Origin of the sequence: Weizmannia sp. FSL W8-1119, from assembly GCF_038008605.1 — a bacterium.
Taxonomy (GTDB): Bacteria; Bacillota; Bacilli; order Bacillales; family Bacillaceae_C; genus Weizmannia; species Weizmannia coagulans.
On sequence record NZ_JBBOZL010000001.1, the window covers coordinates 2,105,301 to 2,124,069 of the forward strand.

10 protein-coding genes, 20 tRNA genes and 3 rRNA genes are annotated in these 18,769 nt (G+C 51.2%); 3 read left to right on the forward strand and 30 right to left on the reverse strand.

The annotated features are described in order from the left end of the window. Positions 1-64: 64 nt before the first annotated feature. Positions 65-955, forward strand: a complete 891-nt coding sequence (locus NSQ19_RS10330; RefSeq protein ID WP_340702816.1) for a metal ABC transporter solute-binding protein, Zn/Mn family — start codon at positions 65-67, stop codon at positions 953-955. A gap of 60 nt (positions 956-1,015) precedes the next feature. Then, a complete protein-coding gene (locus tag NSQ19_RS10335) occupies positions 1,016-1,174 on the forward strand; it encodes a DUF1540 domain-containing protein (protein ID WP_013860036.1) in 159 nt (52 codons plus the stop codon). Positions 1,175-1,439: 265 nt separating this feature from the next. On the opposite strand, the gene menC is transcribed toward NSQ19_RS10335, so the two are convergent. The 6 genes from menC to NSQ19_RS10365 form a co-directional block, all read right to left on the reverse strand. Further along, on the reverse strand, positions 1,440-2,543 hold the full coding sequence (menC, locus tag NSQ19_RS10340) for an o-succinylbenzoate synthase (RefSeq protein ID WP_118498333.1): 1,104 nt from the start codon (positions 2,541-2,543) through the stop codon (positions 1,440-1,442). Beyond that, positions 2,540-3,994, reverse strand: a complete 1,455-nt coding sequence (locus tag NSQ19_RS10345) for an o-succinylbenzoate--CoA ligase (protein ID WP_340702817.1) — start codon at positions 3,992-3,994, stop codon at positions 2,540-2,542. The genes menC and NSQ19_RS10345 overlap by 4 nt, the downstream gene beginning before the upstream one ends. Positions 3,995-4,623: 629 nt before the next feature. After that, entirely contained in the window at positions 4,624-5,442 is an 819-nt protein-coding gene (gene menB / locus NSQ19_RS10350; RefSeq protein ID WP_013860039.1) for a 1,4-dihydroxy-2-naphthoyl-CoA synthase, read from the reverse strand. Between the two features lie 40 nt (positions 5,443-5,482). Then, positions 5,483-6,286 carry a 2-succinyl-6-hydroxy-2,4-cyclohexadiene-1-carboxylate synthase gene (gene menH, locus NSQ19_RS10355; protein ID WP_013860040.1) on the reverse strand — a complete coding sequence of 268 codons (804 nt, stop codon included), beginning with the start codon at positions 6,284-6,286 and terminating at the stop codon, positions 5,483-5,485. Continuing rightward, a complete protein-coding gene (gene menD / locus NSQ19_RS10360) occupies positions 6,283-8,028 on the reverse strand; it encodes a 2-succinyl-5-enolpyruvyl-6-hydroxy-3-cyclohexene-1-carboxylic-acid synthase (protein ID WP_340702818.1) in 1,746 nt (581 codons plus the stop codon). Before menD ends, menH begins: the two co-directional genes overlap by 4 nt. A 1-nt stretch (position 8,029) precedes the next feature. Further along, positions 8,030-9,361 carry an isochorismate synthase gene (locus NSQ19_RS10365; protein ID WP_019720645.1) on the reverse strand — a complete coding sequence of 444 codons (1,332 nt, stop codon included), beginning with the start codon at positions 9,359-9,361 and terminating at the stop codon, positions 8,030-8,032. Between the two features lie 500 nt (positions 9,362-9,861). On the opposite strand from NSQ19_RS10365, the gene NSQ19_RS10370 reads away from it, so the two are divergent. Next, complete coding sequence (locus tag NSQ19_RS10370; protein WP_265114962.1) at positions 9,862-10,785, forward strand: 1,4-dihydroxy-2-naphthoate polyprenyltransferase; 924 nt, start codon at positions 9,862-9,864, stop codon at positions 10,783-10,785. A 154-nt stretch (positions 10,786-10,939) separates the two neighbouring features. Here NSQ19_RS10370 and NSQ19_RS10375 read toward each other — a convergent pair. From NSQ19_RS10375 to NSQ19_RS10490, 24 genes are all read right to left on the reverse strand, one after another. After that, positions 10,940-11,011: transfer RNA gene (locus NSQ19_RS10375), tRNA-Glu, on the reverse strand. A 5-nt stretch (positions 11,012-11,016) separates the two neighbouring features. Further along, positions 11,017-11,108 (reverse strand) — tRNA-Ser (locus tag NSQ19_RS10380). A 3-nt stretch (positions 11,109-11,111) separates the two neighbouring features. Continuing rightward, a tRNA-Asn gene (locus NSQ19_RS10385) sits at positions 11,112-11,186 on the reverse strand. A gap of 5 nt (positions 11,187-11,191) precedes the next feature. Beyond that, positions 11,192-11,265: transfer RNA gene (locus NSQ19_RS10390), tRNA-Ile, on the reverse strand. Positions 11,266-11,269: 4 nt separating this feature from the next. Further along, positions 11,270-11,343, reverse strand: a tRNA-Gly gene (locus tag NSQ19_RS10395). A 7-nt stretch (positions 11,344-11,350) separates the two neighbouring features. Continuing rightward, positions 11,351-11,423: transfer RNA gene (locus tag NSQ19_RS10400), tRNA-His, on the reverse strand. Positions 11,424-11,447: 24 nt separating this feature from the next. Further along, positions 11,448-11,523: transfer RNA gene (locus tag NSQ19_RS10405), tRNA-Phe, on the reverse strand. An 8-nt stretch (positions 11,524-11,531) separates the two neighbouring features. Further along, positions 11,532-11,604 (reverse strand) — tRNA-Asp (locus NSQ19_RS10410). A gap of 2 nt (positions 11,605-11,606) precedes the next feature. Further along, positions 11,607-11,680 (reverse strand) — tRNA-Met (locus NSQ19_RS10415). Positions 11,681-11,696: 16 nt separating this feature from the next. After that, a tRNA-Ser gene (locus tag NSQ19_RS10420) sits at positions 11,697-11,789 on the reverse strand. A gap of 24 nt (positions 11,790-11,813) precedes the next feature. Further along, positions 11,814-11,890 (reverse strand) — tRNA-Ile (locus NSQ19_RS10425). Positions 11,891-11,903: 13 nt separating this feature from the next. Next, positions 11,904-11,977, reverse strand: a tRNA-Met gene (locus NSQ19_RS10430). 15 nt (positions 11,978-11,992) lie between these two features. Then, positions 11,993-12,068, reverse strand: a tRNA-Ala gene (locus NSQ19_RS10435). 16 nt (positions 12,069-12,084) lie between these two features. Next, positions 12,085-12,161: transfer RNA gene (locus NSQ19_RS10440), tRNA-Pro, on the reverse strand. A 13-nt stretch (positions 12,162-12,174) separates the two neighbouring features. Then, positions 12,175-12,248, reverse strand: a tRNA-Arg gene (locus NSQ19_RS10445). A gap of 17 nt (positions 12,249-12,265) precedes the next feature. Continuing rightward, a tRNA-Leu gene (locus NSQ19_RS10450) sits at positions 12,266-12,351 on the reverse strand. Between the two features lie 9 nt (positions 12,352-12,360). Further along, positions 12,361-12,435: transfer RNA gene (locus NSQ19_RS10455), tRNA-Gly, on the reverse strand. A 16-nt stretch (positions 12,436-12,451) separates the two neighbouring features. Then, a tRNA-Leu gene (locus NSQ19_RS10460) sits at positions 12,452-12,533 on the reverse strand. 12 nt (positions 12,534-12,545) lie between these two features. Continuing rightward, positions 12,546-12,621: transfer RNA gene (locus tag NSQ19_RS10465), tRNA-Lys, on the reverse strand. Positions 12,622-12,791: 170 nt separating this feature from the next. Beyond that, positions 12,792-12,864, reverse strand: a tRNA-Val gene (locus tag NSQ19_RS10470). Positions 12,865-12,872: 8 nt separating this feature from the next. Then, a 5S ribosomal RNA gene (gene rrf, locus NSQ19_RS10475) occupies positions 12,873-12,988 on the reverse strand. Positions 12,989-13,200: 212 nt separating this feature from the next. Beyond that, a 23S ribosomal RNA gene (locus NSQ19_RS10480) occupies positions 13,201-16,132 on the reverse strand. A 319-nt stretch (positions 16,133-16,451) separates the two neighbouring features. Continuing rightward, positions 16,452-18,005: ribosomal RNA gene (locus NSQ19_RS10485) — 16S ribosomal RNA — on the reverse strand. Together the 16S, 23S and 5S rRNA genes with 20 tRNA genes alongside form the textbook arrangement of a ribosomal RNA operon. Before the next feature lie 288 nt (positions 18,006-18,293). Next, on the reverse strand, positions 18,294-18,569 hold the full coding sequence (locus NSQ19_RS10490) for a hypothetical protein (protein ID WP_235962297.1): 276 nt from the start codon (positions 18,567-18,569) through the stop codon (positions 18,294-18,296). Positions 18,570-18,769 lie beyond the last annotated feature (200 nt).

Here is an 18,769-nt window from a genome sequence, read left to right on the forward strand (position 1 = left end):
TAATATATTTTTTGTGAGTAAATCGTAATCATTACGAATTAAACAAAGAAAGGAATCGTCCGCTTTGAAAAAACTTTTTCCCGTACTGCTCGCTTTTACCATACTGTTTGTTACGGCATGTGCAAACAAACAGGAAAGCAAGCAGGATCATAAAATTTCGGTTTATACCACCGTCTATCCACTGGAATATGTTACACAGCAAATTGGCGGAAAGTATGTGGCGGTAAAAACGATTTATCCGCCGGGCACGGATGAACATACATACGAACCGTCACAGAAAGATATCCTGAAGCTCGCCGATTCCGACTTTTTCTTTTACATCGGGCTCGGGCTTGAAGGCTTTGCGAGCAAGGCAAAACAAGTGCTCGAAGGCCAGAATGTGAAAATGATGGCACTCGGAGACCGGCTTCCTGTTCCGGATAAAACAAATGCAAAAGCCGATCCGCATGTCTGGCTCGACCCCATTTACGTCAAGCAAATGGCCGGCATGATTACAACACAGCTTTCAAAAAAAATGCCGGAGCAAAAAGCGTATTTTAAGAAAAATTACGATCAGCTGGCAAAGAAACTGGACCGGGTCAATGCAGCATACAAACAGGCGGTATTAAAGTCAGACAACAAAGAAGTTGTCGTTTCCCACGCAGCATACGGCTACTGGGTAAAACGGTACGGCATCAAACAAATTCCGATCGCCGGGCTTTCCACTTCGGATGAACCGTCGCAAAAACAGCTGGAGAACATTATCCAAAAAGTAAAACAGGACCATATTTCCTACATCGTGTTTGAAAAAAATGTGCCTTCCAAAATTGCGAAAGTGGTCCAACAGGAAACGAATACAAAAGCGGTTTACATCCACCATCTCGGCGTCCGGACGAACGAAGAAATCAAAGCGCATAAAGATTACTTTACATTGATGGACGACAATTTAAAAGGATTGGAAAAAGCTTTGCAGTAATGGTTTGCCGCACGCTGCAGAAACTAAAAGCGTACGGCATGTTTTAAGGGGGTGTCCCGCATGGCAAAAGATGTGTTATGCGAAGTCAGGAACTGTGTGTTCTGGGAGGAGGGCAATCTTTGTTCTGCCGAGGAAATTTACATCGTGAGCCATACAGGAACCCAGGCTGAAAACCAGCAGGAAACCGATTGTAAAACGTTTGAATCGATGTTTTCATGAAACCTGGCATGAAGGGCCATTTCACTGATCAGACACTTGAATGAAAAAACCTCGAGCTTCCAGCCGTGTGGGCTGATTTCATTTTCAAAATCGATGTTTTATAAAAAAAAACCAAGCGTTCACCTGTAAAGGCCAATTTCACTTATCGGTCATTTGAATCGAATGTCTTCATGAAAAGGTCTCGAACGTCCAGCCGTAAAGGCACTTATAAGACATTCGAATCGATGTTTTCACGAAAAAACTGCCGTCTTGTGCGGCAGTTTTTTCATATCGTTTCGGTATATGTCCGGATTTTTTTTACATAGGCGCGGTCGATCTCAAACCCGGTTCCCGGTCTGTCCAGCAGGCGGATTTGCCCGTTTTCCGCCGTGATTTCCGGTTCAATGATATCTTTTTCCCAAAACCGGCTGGATGAAGAAATATCGCCCGGAATCGTAAAGCCCGGCAAAGAGGCGAGCGCGAGGTTAAAGGCGCGCGATACGCCAAATTCGATCATGCCGCCGCACCAGACCGGAATGCCACGGGATGCACAAAGGTCATGGAGCCGGATCGCCGGATAGAGCCCGCCGACCCGCCCAATTTTAATATTGAGCGCCCGGAAGCTGCCGAGCCGGAGCGCGCTTTCCGCATCATGATATGTTACGATGCTTTCATCCAGACAAACCGGCGTCTCCAGCTGCTTTTGCAATGCCGCGTGCTCCACAATATCATCGGCGGCAAGCGGCTGTTCAATCATCAGGAGCCCGTACCGGTCGAGCCTTTTCAAACGCGGCGCATCCGCCAGCGTGTACGTGGAGTTCGCATCCGCCATCAGCGTGAGATCAGGAAATGCATCCCGGATTTCGCGGACAAACGCTTCATCATGGCCGGGCTTGATTTTGACTTTCACCCTTTTATAGCCCTCATCAACAAACGCCCCGATTTGCCGGAGCGCATCCGCTGTATCATGGCTGCCGACCGCAACGCCGGCAGCCACGCGGTCCCGTGCGCCCCCGATTAACCGCCAAAGCGGCTTTTGCTTCTTTTTCGCGTACAAATCCCAGATAGCCGTTTCGATTGCCGCCTTTGCCATATGATTGCGCCGGACGGACCGGAACCGGCCGCTCACTTCTTTTGGGTGTGCAACCGGCTTTTCCCGAAGAAGCGGGACGAGCACATCTTTCAGCATGTGAAAGCATGTCTGCACCGTCTCTTCTGTGTACCACGGGGTTGAAAATGCAACAGCTTCCCCGAAACCGGCCACCCCTTCCTTATCTAATACTTCAAGCAGGATTGCTTCCCGCTCCGTTACTTTTTCGAGCGCATTTTCAAACGGGGACTTAAGCGGCATTTTGATCACAGAAAGCGATACTTTTTCAATCCCGATCATGACGGCAGCAGCTCCAGCAGCTTCCTGCGCACCAGCTTATTCGATGCATTCCGAGGCAGCGCGGGAACGGCATACACTTTTTTCGGAATTTTAAATTTTGCGAGCCGCGTTTCGCAAAAAGCCTGCAGCTCCCTCTCCCGGACTGCCCTTTTTGTGACAATAAACGCAGCCGGCACCTGGCCCCACTTTTCGTCCTCCACGCCGATGACCCCGGCTTCAAGAATATCCGGATGGGCAAGGAGCACCTCTTCAATTTCAGCCGGATAGATATTTTCGCCGCCGGAGATAATCAGATCGGAGCGCCTGTCCAGTACGTATAAAAAGCCTTCATCATCCAGATAACCGATATCGCCGGTGAAAAACCAGCCTTCCCGGAAACTTTTCCGGTTCGCATCCGGGCGGTTCAGATAACCGATTGTCACGTTCGGCCCTTTTACCGCAATTTCCCCGTGTTCAAACGGCCCGCACACTTTGCCATCGGAAACAATCCGAATTTGCGCCGGGAATAACGGTTTCCCCGCCGACCCGATTTTTCGCAGACTGTCTTCCGGGGCAAGCGTCACGGTTTGCGAGGCCGTTTCGGTCATGCCGTATGACTGAAAAACCGGGATATTCTTTTCGGCACACGCTTCAAGCAGCGGGCGCGGCGCCGGCCCCCCGCCGAGCAGGAGGCAGCGGAAGTTCGGATGAAGGCTGTCGTGTCCGAGTTCACGAAGCAAACGCTGCAGCATGTTGGCCACAACCGACATCGTTGTAATGCGGCCGGACTTCAGCAGTTTGGCCGTCTCTTTTTCATCAAATTTTTCCATTAAATAAACCGTCATGCCATAAAAAACAGAACGCATCAGGATCGAAAAACCGCTGATATGAAAAAGCGGCACTGCGCACAGCCACGTATCGTCTTCCCGCACGCCGAGATTGAGCGCAGAACCGGCGGCGCTCCACCAGTGGTTGCCGTATGTTTGCAGGACGCCTTTTGGTTTGCCAGTTGTGCCGGATGTGTACATGATCGAGCAGACATCCCCGAGTGCAAACTCCGCACGTTCTTCGTAGCCCGCAGCCGGCAAATCGCCAAGTGCTTCGCTTTGAATCACGGTTGCTGTTTCGTTTAACACTTCTGTTTTTTCTCGGAACGCTTTTTCTGTAATCAGCCATTTCGCGCCGCTGTCGGTGAGCTGGTACTGCATTTCCGCCGTCGTTAAACGGTGGTTGAGAAAAAGGGTGCGGACACGGAGCTGCTGCAGCGCATGGAGAATGACCGCCGTTTCCGCGCGGCTGTTTAAAAGGACCGCTGCCGTATCTTCCGCCTGCATGCCGCAGCCGGACAGCTTCCGCGCCGTTTCTTTCGCCTTTTCGTACAGCCCGGCAAACGTCAGGCTTGTACCTTGACTGATGAGCGCAATCCGGTTCGGCGTTAAATACGCGCGCTGTTTTAAAAAATTGGGTAGCATAACATCACCTGATAAAAATCTATTTTGAACATGCCACTTTTGCTTTTTCAACAGGACAGTTTATCCCTATCCATTGCAAGATCGTCTTTTAAAAGCGCCTTAAAGGACATTACGGGCTTCTTTATTTGCGAAATTGTCCTTTTGAACCCTTCTAAAGGACATTTTGCTTTTTGTCTCTCCCGGAATTGTCCTTTTGGAACACGCTAAAAGACAGTTTGACCTTTGTCACTTGCCGAAATGTCCTTTTGAACCTCTCTAAAGAACAATTTGCTCTTCGGCTTTCCCCGAATTGTCCTTTTGAACCTCTTTAAAGGACAATCTGCGCTTCATTTCTACCTGAATTGTCCTTTTGGAACACGCTAAAAGACAGTTCAATCTTTGTCAGTTGCCGAAATGTCCTTTTGAATCCCTCTAAAGGACAATCTGCGCTTCGTTTCTCCCTGAATTGTCTTTTTGTAACCCGTTAAAAGACATTTCTACCTTTGTCAGTCGTTAAAACGTCTCTTTGAAATACGTTAAAGAACATCTCAACCACTTGCTGAATTGCCTTTTTGAATCATGGACCATTCAGCAAAAATTTCCCCGTGAAAAAATTCAGGCTGCCTCAATCGAGACAGCCCATTTTCCAATCACGGGAAACGCGGGAACTGGCCGAAGTCTGGTTTGCGTTTTTCCTTGAATGCATCGCGGCCTTCTTTTGCTTCGTCCGTTGTGTAATACAAAAGGGTTGCATCGCCCGCAAATTGCTGGAGGCCGGCAAGCCCGTCCGTATCAGCATTGAATGCGGCTTTCAGGAAACGGATCGCCATTGGGCTTTTCTCAAGGATTTCCTCCGCCCATTTGATCGTTTCTTCTTCCAGTTTTTCATAAGGCACGACTGCGTTGACAAGCCCCATTTCCAACGCTTCCTGCGCGTTGTACTGGCGGCACAAATACCAGATTTCGCGCGCTTTTTTATGGCCGACGATCCTTGCAAGGTAACCTGCGCCGTAACCGCCGTCGAAGCTGCCAACTTTCGGTCCGGTCTGGCCGAAAATGGCATTGTCGGCCGCAATCGTCAAATCACAAACCACATGCAGCACATGCCCGCCGCCGATCGCATAACCTGCTACCATGGCAATGACCGGTTTCGGAATCACACGGATCAAACGCTGCAAATCAAGCACGTTCAGGCGCGGAATATTGTCGCTGCCCACATAGCCGCCATTGCCGCGCACTTTTTGGTCGCCGCCGGAACAAAAGGCCTTTTCCCCCATACCGGTTAAAATAATGACCCCGATATTGGCATCATCGCGCGCCCGGGAAAACGCATCATACATCTCGGTTACCGTTTCCGGCCGGAAAGCATTGCGCACATGGGGACGGTTAATCGTAATTTTGGCAATGCCGTTATAGGATTCGTATAAAATATCTTCATACTCATGCTCAGTTTTCCATTCAACTGCCATGATGATTCCTCCTTTTTTATGTACATTTTACGACAATTTATCAACAATTTTTTAAAAATCCCTTTACCATTGTACCAAACTTTTTCGGATCTTCCACATGAATTGCATGGCCGGCATGCGGAAAAATAATTTTTTTGGCATTCGGGAGCCGCTCTTCCATCTCTCCGGCAATCCGGCAAAACTTGGCATCCCATTCGCCAGTTGCAAGCAAGACGGGGAAATGAAGTTCAGAGAGTCTTCCCCACCATGATGGCTGCGCGCCTGTCCCCATGCCGCGCAGGCTGTTCGCCAAACCAGCCGGGTCATTTTCAAGGCGCTGTTTGCGGATTTTCCCCCGCACCCCAGCCGGCAGCTGTTTCTGTGATGCAAACAGCGGGAGATTTTCCCAATGGCTGACAAATGCTTCAATGCCCCCGGCCAAAATCCGTTCCGCCAGCTGTTCATCCCGCTCTCGCCGCGCCAGCCGTTCCGCTTCCGTTTTCAAGCCGGGAGACGCGCTTTCCAGTACAAGTTTATCTACCATTTGCGGATACCGGACGGCAAACGTAAGCGCCAGCCGCCCGCCCATCGAATAGCCGAGGACAGACGCCCGGCGGATGCCAAGCGCCTGAAGCACCGCACGCAAATCAGCGGCAGCTTTTGTAATGTCATAGCGGCCGGGATCATCCGGTTTTTCGGTTTTGCCGTGGCCGATGATATCCACCACAATGCAGCGGAATTCGTCCCGCAGCATCGCAACCGTATCATTCCAGGTATTCCCATTTCCTGTAAAACCATGAAGCAGCAGCAACGGTTCCTCGTCACCAGCCGTTTCTACATGGTATTCCAATCCGTTAATTCTCATTGTTGCTCACCTTGAAAATACCGTTCCATTTCCCGGGAAACCTGTAACCAGATTTTCCGGTGGCTTTCGACATTTTTCGCCCGGTTTGTCCGGACTTCAATCACCTGCAGCCCGCCTTTATAAGCAGAAAGCGCCGCCCGGAATTGATCCCAGTTTTGCGGCTGGACGTAGCTCCCGCCATACATTTTAACCGCATATTCAAATGCGAGGTCCGTCGGCGTGCCGAACAGCTGCTCAAATTTTTCCGGCTCATCCGCCTGGGGCAGGAAAGAAAAAATGCCCCCGCCGTTATTGTTGATCAAAATCACACAAAGATTGAGCTTGTGCATCTTCGTCATCAACAGGCCGTTTAAATCATGGAAAAAGGACAAGTCGCCGATCAGCAAAAAGGCTTTGCCGCATCCCGCGCTCACGCCGGCCGCACTAGACACAACGCCGTCAATGCCGTTCGCGCCACGGTTTGCCAGAATCCGGATCTTTTTATCTGTTGCCTGGAAAAATGTGTCGACATCCCGGATTGGCATGCTGTTGCCGACAAAAAGCGTGCTGCCATCCGGCAAAGCAGCAGCAAGTTCGGTTACCGTTTTTCCTTCATCAAAGGTTTCTTCCGCCTCCAGCGAAGCTGTAACAATCTGCCGCGCTTGCTGATTCAATTTTCGCCACATGGCAAACCATTCCGAAAACGGGTTCATCACAATTGCATTTGATAATTTTTTACAAAACTCAATTTCATCCGAATAAACAACCGTTGTTCCCCGCTTCACGGGATCTCTCCAGCCGTTTCCGCCATCAACAATATAATGGGCGGCTGTTTTCACTTTTTTCAGCAGAAGGGTCAGCGGTTTGGAAACCGGCATGGCGCCGAAACGAATCACAACATCCGGTGCAAGGCGGCCGGACCATTTCGGATCTTTCAGCAAGGAATCATAATTTTCAATGATCCTTTCTTTCCCGTGCCGGCCGCTCCGCAGTTGTGACAACGGATCTGCCAGCACCGGGTAACCCGTTTTTTCGCTGAGCGCCACAACCGCCTCCGCAAAGCCAGGAATATCCATCGGCCCACAAATGATCAGGCCCCGGTCCTTTTCCCGGATCTCTTTTGCCGCGATTTCAACCGTTTCTTCTGAAAGCTGCAGGGTGCCGGAAAAATTTTCAATTGCCGCTACCGGTACTTCGCCGGCAAAAGGAGACGGCTTAAGAACCGGAACAAGCGGCTCGCGCAACGGAAAATTAAGATGCACGGGGCCCGCCGGCTGCTGAAGAGACGTTACTACTGCCCTGGCCGCTGTCTGCCGGACAAATTGAAGCATTTCTTCCCCTGCTTCCGGAAGCGGCATTTCCTCAAACCACTTGACATGGGTGCCGTACAGACGGATCTGGTCAATGGCCTGCGGGGCACCGACATTGCGTAGTTCATGCGGCCGGTCTGCCGTCAGCACAATGAGCGGCACGCGTGAAATATTGGCTTCCGCAACCGCCGGATAATAGTTGGCGGCAGCCGTGCCAGACGTGCACAAAAGCACAACCGGTTTGCGTTTTTCTTTTGCAAGCCCGAGCGCAAAAAAAGCGGCTGACCGTTCATCAATATCCATGTAAATTTGAAAATCCGGGTGTTCTGCTAACAACATCGCAATCGGCGTCGACCTTGACCCGGGGCTTACCACCGCATAGCGGATCCCCATTGCGGACAATTGCCGGATAAAAGCTGCCAAATAAGTTGTCATGATCTCCTGGTGTCCCACTCTATTTGCCTCCTAAAGCGCGCAGCATCGGGGTAAATTTGACGCTTGTTTCTTTATATTCTTCTTCAGGTTCCGATTCCTTAACGACACCGCATCCGGCATAAAGGGATGCATGGTCCCCCTTTAACAGCCCGGAGCGGATGCCGACGCAAAATTCGCCGCTTCCCCTGTAATCCACCCAGCCGATCGGCGCGCCGTATAAACCGCGGTCCATTTTTTCAAGAAGCCGGATCGCTTCCATGGCCGGCTGCCGCGGAATACCGCCAAGTGCCGGCGTCGGATGGAGCGCCTTGACCAACTGAAAAAGGGTGGTGTTCTTGTCTTTCACTGTCCCGGTAACCGGGGTGTACAGATGCTGGATATCGCGCATCCGCATTAAAACAGGCGCACCCGGCACATTCAGCCCGTTGCAAAAAGGTTCAAGCACCTGCCGAATCATGGATACGACAAAACCATGCTCGCTTAAATTTTTCTGATCCGAAAGCAGCGCTTTTCCAAGTTCCAAATCCTCCGCCTCATTGCGGCCGCGTTTGATCGAACCGGCAAGGCACGTCGATAAAATATGCCGGCCCGTTTTTTTTACCAGCCTTTCCGGCGAAGCCCCGATAAAACTTTCACTGCCTTCTTCCAGTACAAATAAGTAGCTGTCATTTTGCTGGGCGGAAAGCGCCGCAAGCACCGCATCCGGGCTTGTCACGCCGTCAAAAGCAAGCTCCAGTTTTCTTGCCAGGACAACTTTGTCCATTCTCCCTTCCCGGATGAACTGCACGGCTGTTGCGACACTTTTTTTCCATTCGTCCGCACCCATTTCCTGTACAGCTTTTAAAGGCGGAAGTGCAGGGAAAGCTGTACTGCCGTTTAAAAGGCTTCGTGCAGTTTTCTCCGCTTCCTGCACGCTCTCTGTTCCGCCGCATCCGTTTACCGTAAGAAAGACGGCATCTTTTTTAAACGTGAAAAGAATCTGCGGCACGCGGAAAATGCCTTGGCCAAATGTTTTCCACTCCTGCTTGGCAACCGTCCCGTCAAACGCAAAACCGCCGAAAAGCACAGGCCCTGTTCCGGTTTCCGCGGTTTCCGGATAAACTTCGCCCGCCCCCTTCAAATTTCGCCATTCGTCTTCCATTTGGGCAAAACCGTCAGAGGCTGTGACCGTACAGGACCAGACGCGGCCAAAACCGACAAATACAGTTTCGCGATTCTTATCCTGCCAAAAAAACCGGCTGCCGTAAAAACGTGCGGCACCCGCTGTAAAAAGGCGGAGCGGATCCGGTGCAGTGCGGCATTTTATAATCCTGCTTGCCAGTTTTAATGCCGGCGCCGTTTTTTCTTTCATTAATATATCCTCATTAGCCAAAAGATCTCCTCCAAACCTCTCTTGCTTTTTGCCGAGCCATCTATCACAGTTTTCGTATGAAAACTTAACATTTTTATGAACATACCTCATCTATTATATAAAATTTGCCGGTTAAATTCAGCAAAACGGCTTAAAATAAGATTCCTGAATCCGTGACGAAAATATAACAAACGCCGTTAATAGGTAGATTTCCCAAGAGTAAGGATATAGTGGTGTCCGACTATTCGATAAATGCACTTTTAGTGATTCAGTATGTAAAAATTTCCCTAGATCACCTGAATGTGGAATGAATTTAATTTGTCTGATATACCAATTATACTAAATTTTATGCGATTTGTTTGCCTTTAAGCGGAAATTTCGTCACGGATTCAGGAGATTGTCAACCAAATACATTGACACATAGGCCTGATTTCCCTAAACTTTAAATGTACTAATTTCGCCATATTTCTATAAGAATAGCATAAAAGGAGAGTAAGAAGATGAATGCGCAATCTTCTCCAGCAATCGGCCCTGACAAAGGCTGGCGGATCTGGTGGCAATTAACACGGCCCCATACCTTAACGGCCGGTTTTGTGCCTGTCATTCTCGGGACAGTACTGGCTTTGGGCATTGCCCGCATCAATCTGCTGCTGTTTGCTGCAATGCTGGTTGCAACCCTGTTAATTCAGGCAGCAACCAATATGTTTAATGAATATTACGATTACAAACGCGGCCTTGATACCGAGCATTCCGTCGGGATCGGCGGGGCAATTGTCAGAAACGGCATCAAACCGAAAACGGTGCTCCACCTCGCCTTTGCTTTTTTCGGTGCAGCCATGCTGATCGGCGTTTACATTTGCTCGCAAAGTTCCTGGTGGATTGCTGTAATCGGCACTGTCTGCATGCTTGTTGCTTATCTTTACACTGCAGGGCCTTTTCCAATTTCATCAACGCCGCTTGGCGAACTGATTTCCGGCTTTTTTATGGGTGTAATTATTATATTAATATCGTTTTTTATCCAGACAAAAACGATCACATGGCCGATTGTATTTATTTCGATTCCGATTATGATTTTAATCGGTGCCATTATGCTGTCGAATAATATCCGCGATCTGGACGGCGATAAAGCAAATGGCAGAAAAACGATCGCCATTCTGCTCGGCCGGAAAGGAGCCATCCTGCTTCTGGCCGCAATGTTTGCCCTTTCCTATCTCTGGATGGCCGGGCTCGTTTTGTTCGGTGTTGTAACCCCGTGGGTACTGCTCGTTTTTGTCAGCACACCGAAGCCGGTCCGGGCCATTAAAGGCTTTATTGGAAAAAGTGAACCGTTGCAAATGTTGCCTGCCATGAAAGCAACCGCACAGACAAACACGATTTTTGGTTTGCTATTATCCATCAGTTTTTTAATTGATCATTTTATTTGAAAAAACGGCGGAGTGTTGCACTCCTCCGTTTTTTTGCGCTTTTCCCGCACCGGGGCCCGGAGCCTCTGGCGGGATGCAAAGAGGTTTGCAGAAGTGAAAAAACACGCAAAAAAAAGCTGCTCCGGCAGTTTTCGGAACAGCTTCGTGACCAGTATGACCCGTACGGGATTCGAACCCGTGTTACCGCCGTGAAAGGGCGGTGTCTTAACCGCTTGACCAACGGGCCAGAAATGGCGGAGAAGGAGGGATTTGAACCCTCGCGCCGCTAATCGCGACCTACACCCTTAGCAGGGGCGCCTCTTCAGCCACTTGAGTACTTCTCCATATGGCTCCGCAGGTAGGATTCGAACCTACGACCGATCGGTTAACAGCCGATTGCTCTACCACTGAGCTACTGCGGAATAGATGGGCCTAAATGGACTTGAACCATCGACCTCACGCTTATCAGGCGTGCGCTCTAACCAGCTGAGCTATAGGCCCAAAGTGGAGCGGGTGATGGGAATCGAACCCACGACAACAGCTTGGAAGGCTGTGGTTTTACCACTAAACTACACCCGCATCAAAGGGCGGATGATGGGAATCGAACCCATGAATGCCGGAGCCACAATCCGGTGCGTTAACCACTTCGCCACAACCGCCATATATTTTTCATTGAAAACCAATGGTGGCTCGGGACGGAATCGAACCGCCGACACAAGGATTTTCAGTCCTTTGCTCTACCGACTGAGCTACCGAGCCAAAATAAGCGGTCCCGACGGGAATCGAACCCGCGATCTCCTGCGTGACAGGCAGGCGTGATAACCGCTACACCACGGGACCAATTGCGGGGGCAGGATTTGAACCTGCGACCTTCGGGTTATGAGCCCGACGAGCTACCAGACTGCTCCACCCCGCGATGATAAATAATGAAATGGCGGAGGAAGAGGGATTCGAACCCCCGCGCGGTGTAACCCGCCTGTCGGTTTTCAAGACCGATCCCTTCAGCCAGACTTGGGTATTCCTCCGTATGATAAGCAAAAAATAAAAAATGGTGGACCTTGTAGGACTCGAACCTACGACCGGACGGTTATGAGCCGTCTGCTCTAACCAGCTGAGCTAAAGGTCCGATATACGAAATATAGCGGCGGAGGGGATCGAACCCCCGACCTCACGGGTATGAACCGTACGCTCTAGCCAGCTGAGCTACGCCGCCGTTATTTGACCTGTTTGGTGGAGCCTAGCGGGATCGAACCGCTGACCTCCTGCGTGCAAAGCAGGCGCTCTCCCAGCTGAGCTAAGGCCCCACTATGATCATCTTCATGGTCGGGAAGACAGGATTTGAACCTGCGACCCCATGGTCCCTAACCATGTGCTCTGCCAAGCTGAGCTACTTCCCGAAAGAGGAATAAGCGCGCCCAAGAGGAGTCGAACCCCTAACCTTTTGATCCGTAGTCAAACGCTCTATCCAATTGAGCTATGGGCGCATTTGTCATGGTACTGATGCCGAGGACCGGAGTCGAACCGGTACGGTAGTCACCTACCGCAGGATTTTAAGTCCTGTGCGTCTGCCAATTCCGCCACCCCGGCGGGATAAAATGGAGCGGAAGACGGGATTCGAACCCGCGACCCCCACCTTGGCAAGGTGATGTTCTACCACTGAACTACTTCCGCATATCGTGCTAAACAGTGCGGGTGAAGGGAGTCGAACCCCCACGCCTTGCGGCGCCAGATCCTAAGTCTGGTGCGTCTGCCAATTCCGCCACACCCGCAGATAAGATAAATGGTGAGCCATGCAGGATTCGAACCTGCGACCCTCTGATTAAAAGTCAGATGCTCTACCAACTGAGCTAATGGCTCATATTCCGATAACGACATTACTTGTCACAAAGAAAATTATACTATATTGGGTTAAATATGTACATATCTATTTTCTTTCAGGATTCCCGCAAGTATGTGCCGGTCACAAGGCAGTATCCCCGGCCTCCCGATAGAAAGCCGGTTGCCCCTGAACCGGGATGGCATAAAAATGGAGGATGACGGGATCGAACCGCCGACCCTCTGCTTGTAAGGCAGACGCTCTCCCAGCTGAGCTAATCCTCCGTATTATGGCCCGGCAACGTCCTACTCTCGCAGGGGGAAACCCCCAACTACCATCGGCGCTGGAAAGCTTAACTTCCGAGTTCGGGATGTGTTCGGGTGTGTCCTTTCCGCCATCATCACCGGACCTGTATAATTTTGGGATGTGTTCCCTGAAAACCGGATGGGAGAAAAAACTGTAAACGGAGAATGCGTTTCTGCTTCTAACTTTGAGAATTGTCCAGCTTCGGTGCCTAGCCCCTCGAGGTCGAATCACCTGCCCGCCACGGAGCCAAAAGACGGCTCCATGCCGGTCAGAACATTCGCTTGTCGAGGCTAAACAAGGCACCTCCGCTTTTCGTGGTTAAGTCCTCGATCGATTAGTATCCGTCAGCTGCACGCGTCGCCGCGCTTCCACCCCGGACCTATCAACCTGATCATCTTTCAGGGATCTTACCAGTTAAACTGTGGGAAATCTCATCTTGAGGGGGGCTTCATGCTTAGATGCTTTCAGCACTTATCCCTTCCGCACATAGCTACCCAGCGATGCCTTTGGCAAGACAACTGGTACACCAGCGGTGCGTCCATCCCGGTCCTCTCGTACTAAGGACAGCTCCTCTCAAATTTCCTGCGCCCGCGACGGATAGGGACCGAACTGTCTCACGACGTTCTGAACCCAGCTCGCGTACCGCTTTAATGGGCGAACAGCCCAACCCTTGGGACCGACTACAGCCCCAGGATGCGATGAGCCGACATCGAGGTGCCAAACCTCCCCGTCGATGTGGACTCTTGGGGGAGATCAGCCTGTTATCCCCAGGGTAGCTTTTATCCGTTGAGCGATGGCCCTTCCATGCGGAACCACCGGATCACTAAGCCCGACTTTCGTCCCTGCCCGACTTGTAAGTCTCGCAGTCAAGCTCCCTTATGCCTTTACACTCTGCGAATGATTTCCAACCATTCTGAGGGAACCTTTGGGCGCCTCCGTTACCTTTTAGGAGGCGACCGCCCCAGTCAAACTGCCTGCCTGACACTGTCTCCCACCCCGGTAAGGGGTGCGGGTTAGAATTTCAATACAGCCAGGGTAGTATCCCACCGATGCCTCCGCCGAAGCTGGCGCTCCGGTTTCCAAGGCTCCTACCTATCCTGTACAAGCTGTACCAAAATTCAATATCAGGCTGCAGTAAAGCTCCATGGGGTCTTTCCGTCCTGTCGCGGGTAACCTGCATCTTCACAGGTACTATAATTTCACCGAGTCTCTCGTTGAGACAGTGCCCAGATCGTTACACCTTTCGTGCGGGTCAGAACTTACCTGACAAGGAATTTCGCTACCTTAGGACCGTTATAGTTACGGCCGCCGTTTACTGGGGCTTCAGTTCAGAGCTTCGCCTTGCGGCTAACCCCTCTCCTTAACCTTCCAGCACCGGGCAGGTGTCAGCCCCTATACTTCGCCTTGCGGCTTCGCAGAGACCTGTGTTTTTGCTAAACAGTCGCCTGGGCCTATTCACTGCGGCTTCCCGGGGCATACACCCCAAAAAGCACCCCTTCTCCCGAAGTTACGGGGTCATTTTGCCGAGTTCCTTAACGAGAGTTCTCTCGCTCACCTTAGGATTCTCTCCTCGCCTACCTGTGTCGGTTTGCGGTACGGGCGCCTTTCACCTCACTAGAGGCTTTTCTTGGCAGTGTGGAATCAGGAACTTCGGTACTTTAATTTCCCTCGCCATCACAGCTCCGCCTTGGCGCGAAGGATTTGCCTCCGCACCGGCCTAACTGCTTGGACGCGATCAACCAGTGTCGCGCTTGCCCTATCCTCCTGCGTCCCCCCATCGTTCAAACGGTGAAGAGGCGGTACAGGAATATCAACCTGTTGTCCATCGCCTACGCCTTTCGGCCTCGGCTTAGGCCCCGACTAACCCTGAGCGGACGAGCCTTCCTCAGGAAACCTTAGGCATTCGGTGGAAGGGATTCTCACCCTTCTTTCGCTACTCATACCGGCATTCTCACTTCTAAGCGCTCCACCGGTCCTTCCGGTCCGGCTTCAACGCCCTTAGAACGCTCTCCTACCACGGACACCAAACGGTGTCCATCCGCAGCTTCGGTGATACGTTTAGCCCCGGTACATTTTCGGCGCAGCGTCACTCGACCAGTGAGCTATTACGCACTCTTTGAATGATGGCTGCTTCTAAGCCAACATCCTGGTTGTCTAAGCAACGCCACATCCTTTTCCACTTAACGTATACTTTGGGACCTTAGCTGGCGGTCTGGGCTGTTTCCCTTTCGACCATGGATCTTATCACTCACAGTCTGACTCCCAAGCATAAGTTTTTGGCATTCGGAGTTTGTCTGAATTCGGTAACCCGATGAGGGCCCCTCGTCCAAACAGTGCTCTACCTCCAAAACTCTCCGCTTGAGGCTAGCCCTAAAGCTATTTCGGAGAGAACCAGCTATCTCCAAGTTCGATTGGAATTTCTCCGCTACCCACACCTCATCCCCGCACTTTTCAACGTGCGTGGGTTCGGGCCTCCAGCAAGTGTTACCTTGCCTTCACCCTGGACATGGGTAGATCACCTGGTTTCGGGTCTGCGGCCTCATACTCTTTCGCCCTGTTCAGACTCGCTTTCGCTGCGGCTCCGCTTCTTCAGCTTAACCTTGCATGAGACCGTAACTCGCCGGTTCATTCTACAAAAGGCACGCCATCACCCGTTAACGGGCTCTGACTACTTGTAGGCACACGGTTTCAGGATCTCTTTCACTCCCCTCCCGGGGTGCTTTTCACCTTTCCCTCACGGTACTGGTTCACTATCGGTCACTAGGGAGTATTTAGCCTTGGGAGATGGTCCTCCCGGATTCCGGCGGGATTCCTCGTGTCCCGCCGTACTCAGGATCCACTCGGGAGAGAACGAAGTTTCAGTTACAGGGCTTTTACCTTCTCCGGCAGGCCTTTCCAGGCCGCTTCACTTACCCCGTTCTTTTGTAACTCCCATATGAGTGTCCTACAACCCCGGAAGGCAAGCCTTCCGGTTTGGGCTGTTTCCTGTTCGCTCGCCGCTACTTGGGAAATCGCAATTGCTTTCTCTTCCTCCGGGTACTGAGATGTTTCAGTTCCCCGGGTGTGCCCTTCCTGCCCTATGGATTCAGGCAGGAATCCTGTCCGATTAAAGACAGGGGGTTTCCCCATTCGGAAATCTCCGGATCAAAGCTTACGTACAGCTCCCCGGAGCATATCGGTGTTTGTACCGTCCTTCATCGGCTCCTAGTGCCAAGGCATCCGCCGTGCGCCCTTTCTAACTTAACCATAAAAGGTTTAAATCCAAAAATAAGCGATTCTCGGTTTACTTGGTTTATTTCTCCTATCCGGTTTTCAAAGAACACATACTGAAGGATTGGACCTTCAAAACTGAACAAAACGGAAACGCCAAACTTAATTTCGGAAAACCGAAGGTTTTCCTTTTATGTCTAGCTCCGGGCGCTATCGGCTAGCGTATTTCTACGTCTTCTCCCTACGATAAGCGGGCATCGATTCGCCTTTAAGGCTCATCGTGTTTCCTTTATCTCAGTCGAAGACTTCGAAATCCGTACGCCGATGAACGAGCGCCCTACGCTTTTCCCCTTAGAAAGGAGGTGATCCAGCCGCACCTTCCGATACGGCTACCTTGTTACGACTTCACCCCAATCATCTGTCCCACCTTCGGCGGCTGGCTCCGTAAAGGTTACCTCACCGACTTCGGGTGTTACAAACTCTCGTGGTGTGACGGGCGGTGTGTACAAGGCCCGGGAACGTATTCACCGCGGCATGCTGATCCGCGATTACTAGCGATTCCGGCTTCATGCAGGCGGGTTGCAGCCTGCAATCCGAACTGGGAATGGTTTTCTGGGATTGGCTTAACCTCGCGGTCTCGCAGCCCTTTGTACCATCCATTGTAGCACGTGTGTAGCCCAGGTCATAAGGGGCATGATGATTTGACGTCATCCCCACCTTCCTCCGGTTTGTCACCGGCAGTCACCTTAGAGTGCCCAACTCAATGCTGGCAACTAAGGTCAAGGGTTGCGCTCGTTGCGGGACTTAACCCAACATCTCACGACACGAGCTGACGACAACCATGCACCACCTGTCACTCTGTCCCCCGAAGGGGAAGGCCCTGTCTCCAGGGAGGTCAGAGGATGTCAAGACCTGGTAAGGTTCTTCGCGTTGCTTCGAATTAAACCACATGCTCCACCGCTTGTGCGGGCCCCCGTCAATTCCTTTGAGTTTCAGCCTTGCGGCCGTACTCCCCAGGCGGAGTGCTTAATGCGTTAGCTGCAGCACTAAAGGGCGGAAACCCTCTAACACTTAGCACTCATCGTTTACGGCGTGGACTACCAGGGTATCTAATCCTGTTTGCTCCCCACGCTTTCGCGCCTCAGCGTCAGTTACAGACCAGAGAGCCGCCTTCGCCACTGGTGTTCCTCCACATCTCTACGCATTTCACCGCTACACGTGGAATTCCACTCTCCTCTTCTGCACTCAAGCCTCCCAGTTTCCAATGACCGCTTGCGGTTGAGCCGCAAGATTTCACATCAGACTTAAGAAGCCGCCTGCGCGCGCTTTACGCCCAATAATTCCGGACAACGCTTGCCACCTACGTATTACCGCGGCTGCTGGCACGTAGTTAGCCGTGGCTTTCTGGCCGGGTACCGTCAAGGCGCCGCCCTGTTCGAACGGCACTTGTTCTTCCCCGGCAACAGAGTTTTACGACCCGAAGGCCTTCTTCACTCACGCGGCGTTGCTCCGTCAGACTTTCGTCCATTGCGGAAGATTCCCTACTGCTGCCTCCCGTAGGAGTTTGGGCCGTGTCTCAGTCCCAATGTGGCCGATCACCCTCTCAGGTCGGCTACGCATCGTTGCCTTGGTGGGCCATTACCCCGCCAACTAGCTAATGCGCCGCGGGCCCATCTGTAAGTGGCAGCCGAAGCCGCCTTTCCTTTTTCCTCCATGCGGAGGAAAAAACTATCCGGTATTAGCCCCGGTTTCCCGGCGTTATCCCAGTCTTACAGGCAGGTTGCCCACGTGTTACTCACCCGTCCGCCGCTAACCTTTTAAAAGCAAGCTTTTAAAAGGTCCGCACGACTTGCATGTATTAGGCACGCCGCCAGCGTTCGTCCTGAGCCAGGATCAAACTCTCAGTAAAGATGTTTGATAAAAGCTCAAAAAGAATTTGACGTTTCGTTTTGTCCAGTTTTCAAGGAACAATCTGTGTCACATCTTTATGACTGCGACTTTTCTATTATATCAAATGCCAGACAGCTTGTCAACGTTATGTTGTTTGCTCGCTATCGGACGAGTATTAATATATCATGCCGTGAGCATTTGTGCAATAGTTTTTTTGAAATTCGCGGGCAAATTTTAAACCCGGCGCCTCCATTTCCTTTCTGTATAAAACAGGACAAACATACCATGCGGCTTTATCGATTTAGTTTTACCAATAACGGCCCTTTTCTTTTCCTGTGCGGAAAATCAACATACCCCAGGCAAGGACCACTAACAAGTTGTAAGCCTTAAGCCAGCGGGGGACAGGGCTAAGGATCATATTGGCAATGAAACCTGCCGCACTCAAAATTAAAAGGATCGCTAAAAAAATTTGGTTTTTCTTGCTCATTCTCCATCCTTTCCTCTCCGAAAGAGACTTGCAACCCCCGATTAAGACGCGGAACTTCTTTTTTTCGTTCTTGTTGCGCTGCTCCCTTTTTTCCATTCGCCTTCTTGATTGAATGCCAGAAATTCGCCAGCATCCATTGGGAATAATCGTTTGCCGGCCAAATCCCGGGGTGCACAAGTAAATCCCCAAAACAGCCTTTAGCTGCTGCAAGTGTATCAGTTGTAGGCCAAGTACCCGGCACGGTATACTATTTTTATATACAAAACTTTCTTGCGTTTTTGTGTTCTTCGCTTTAT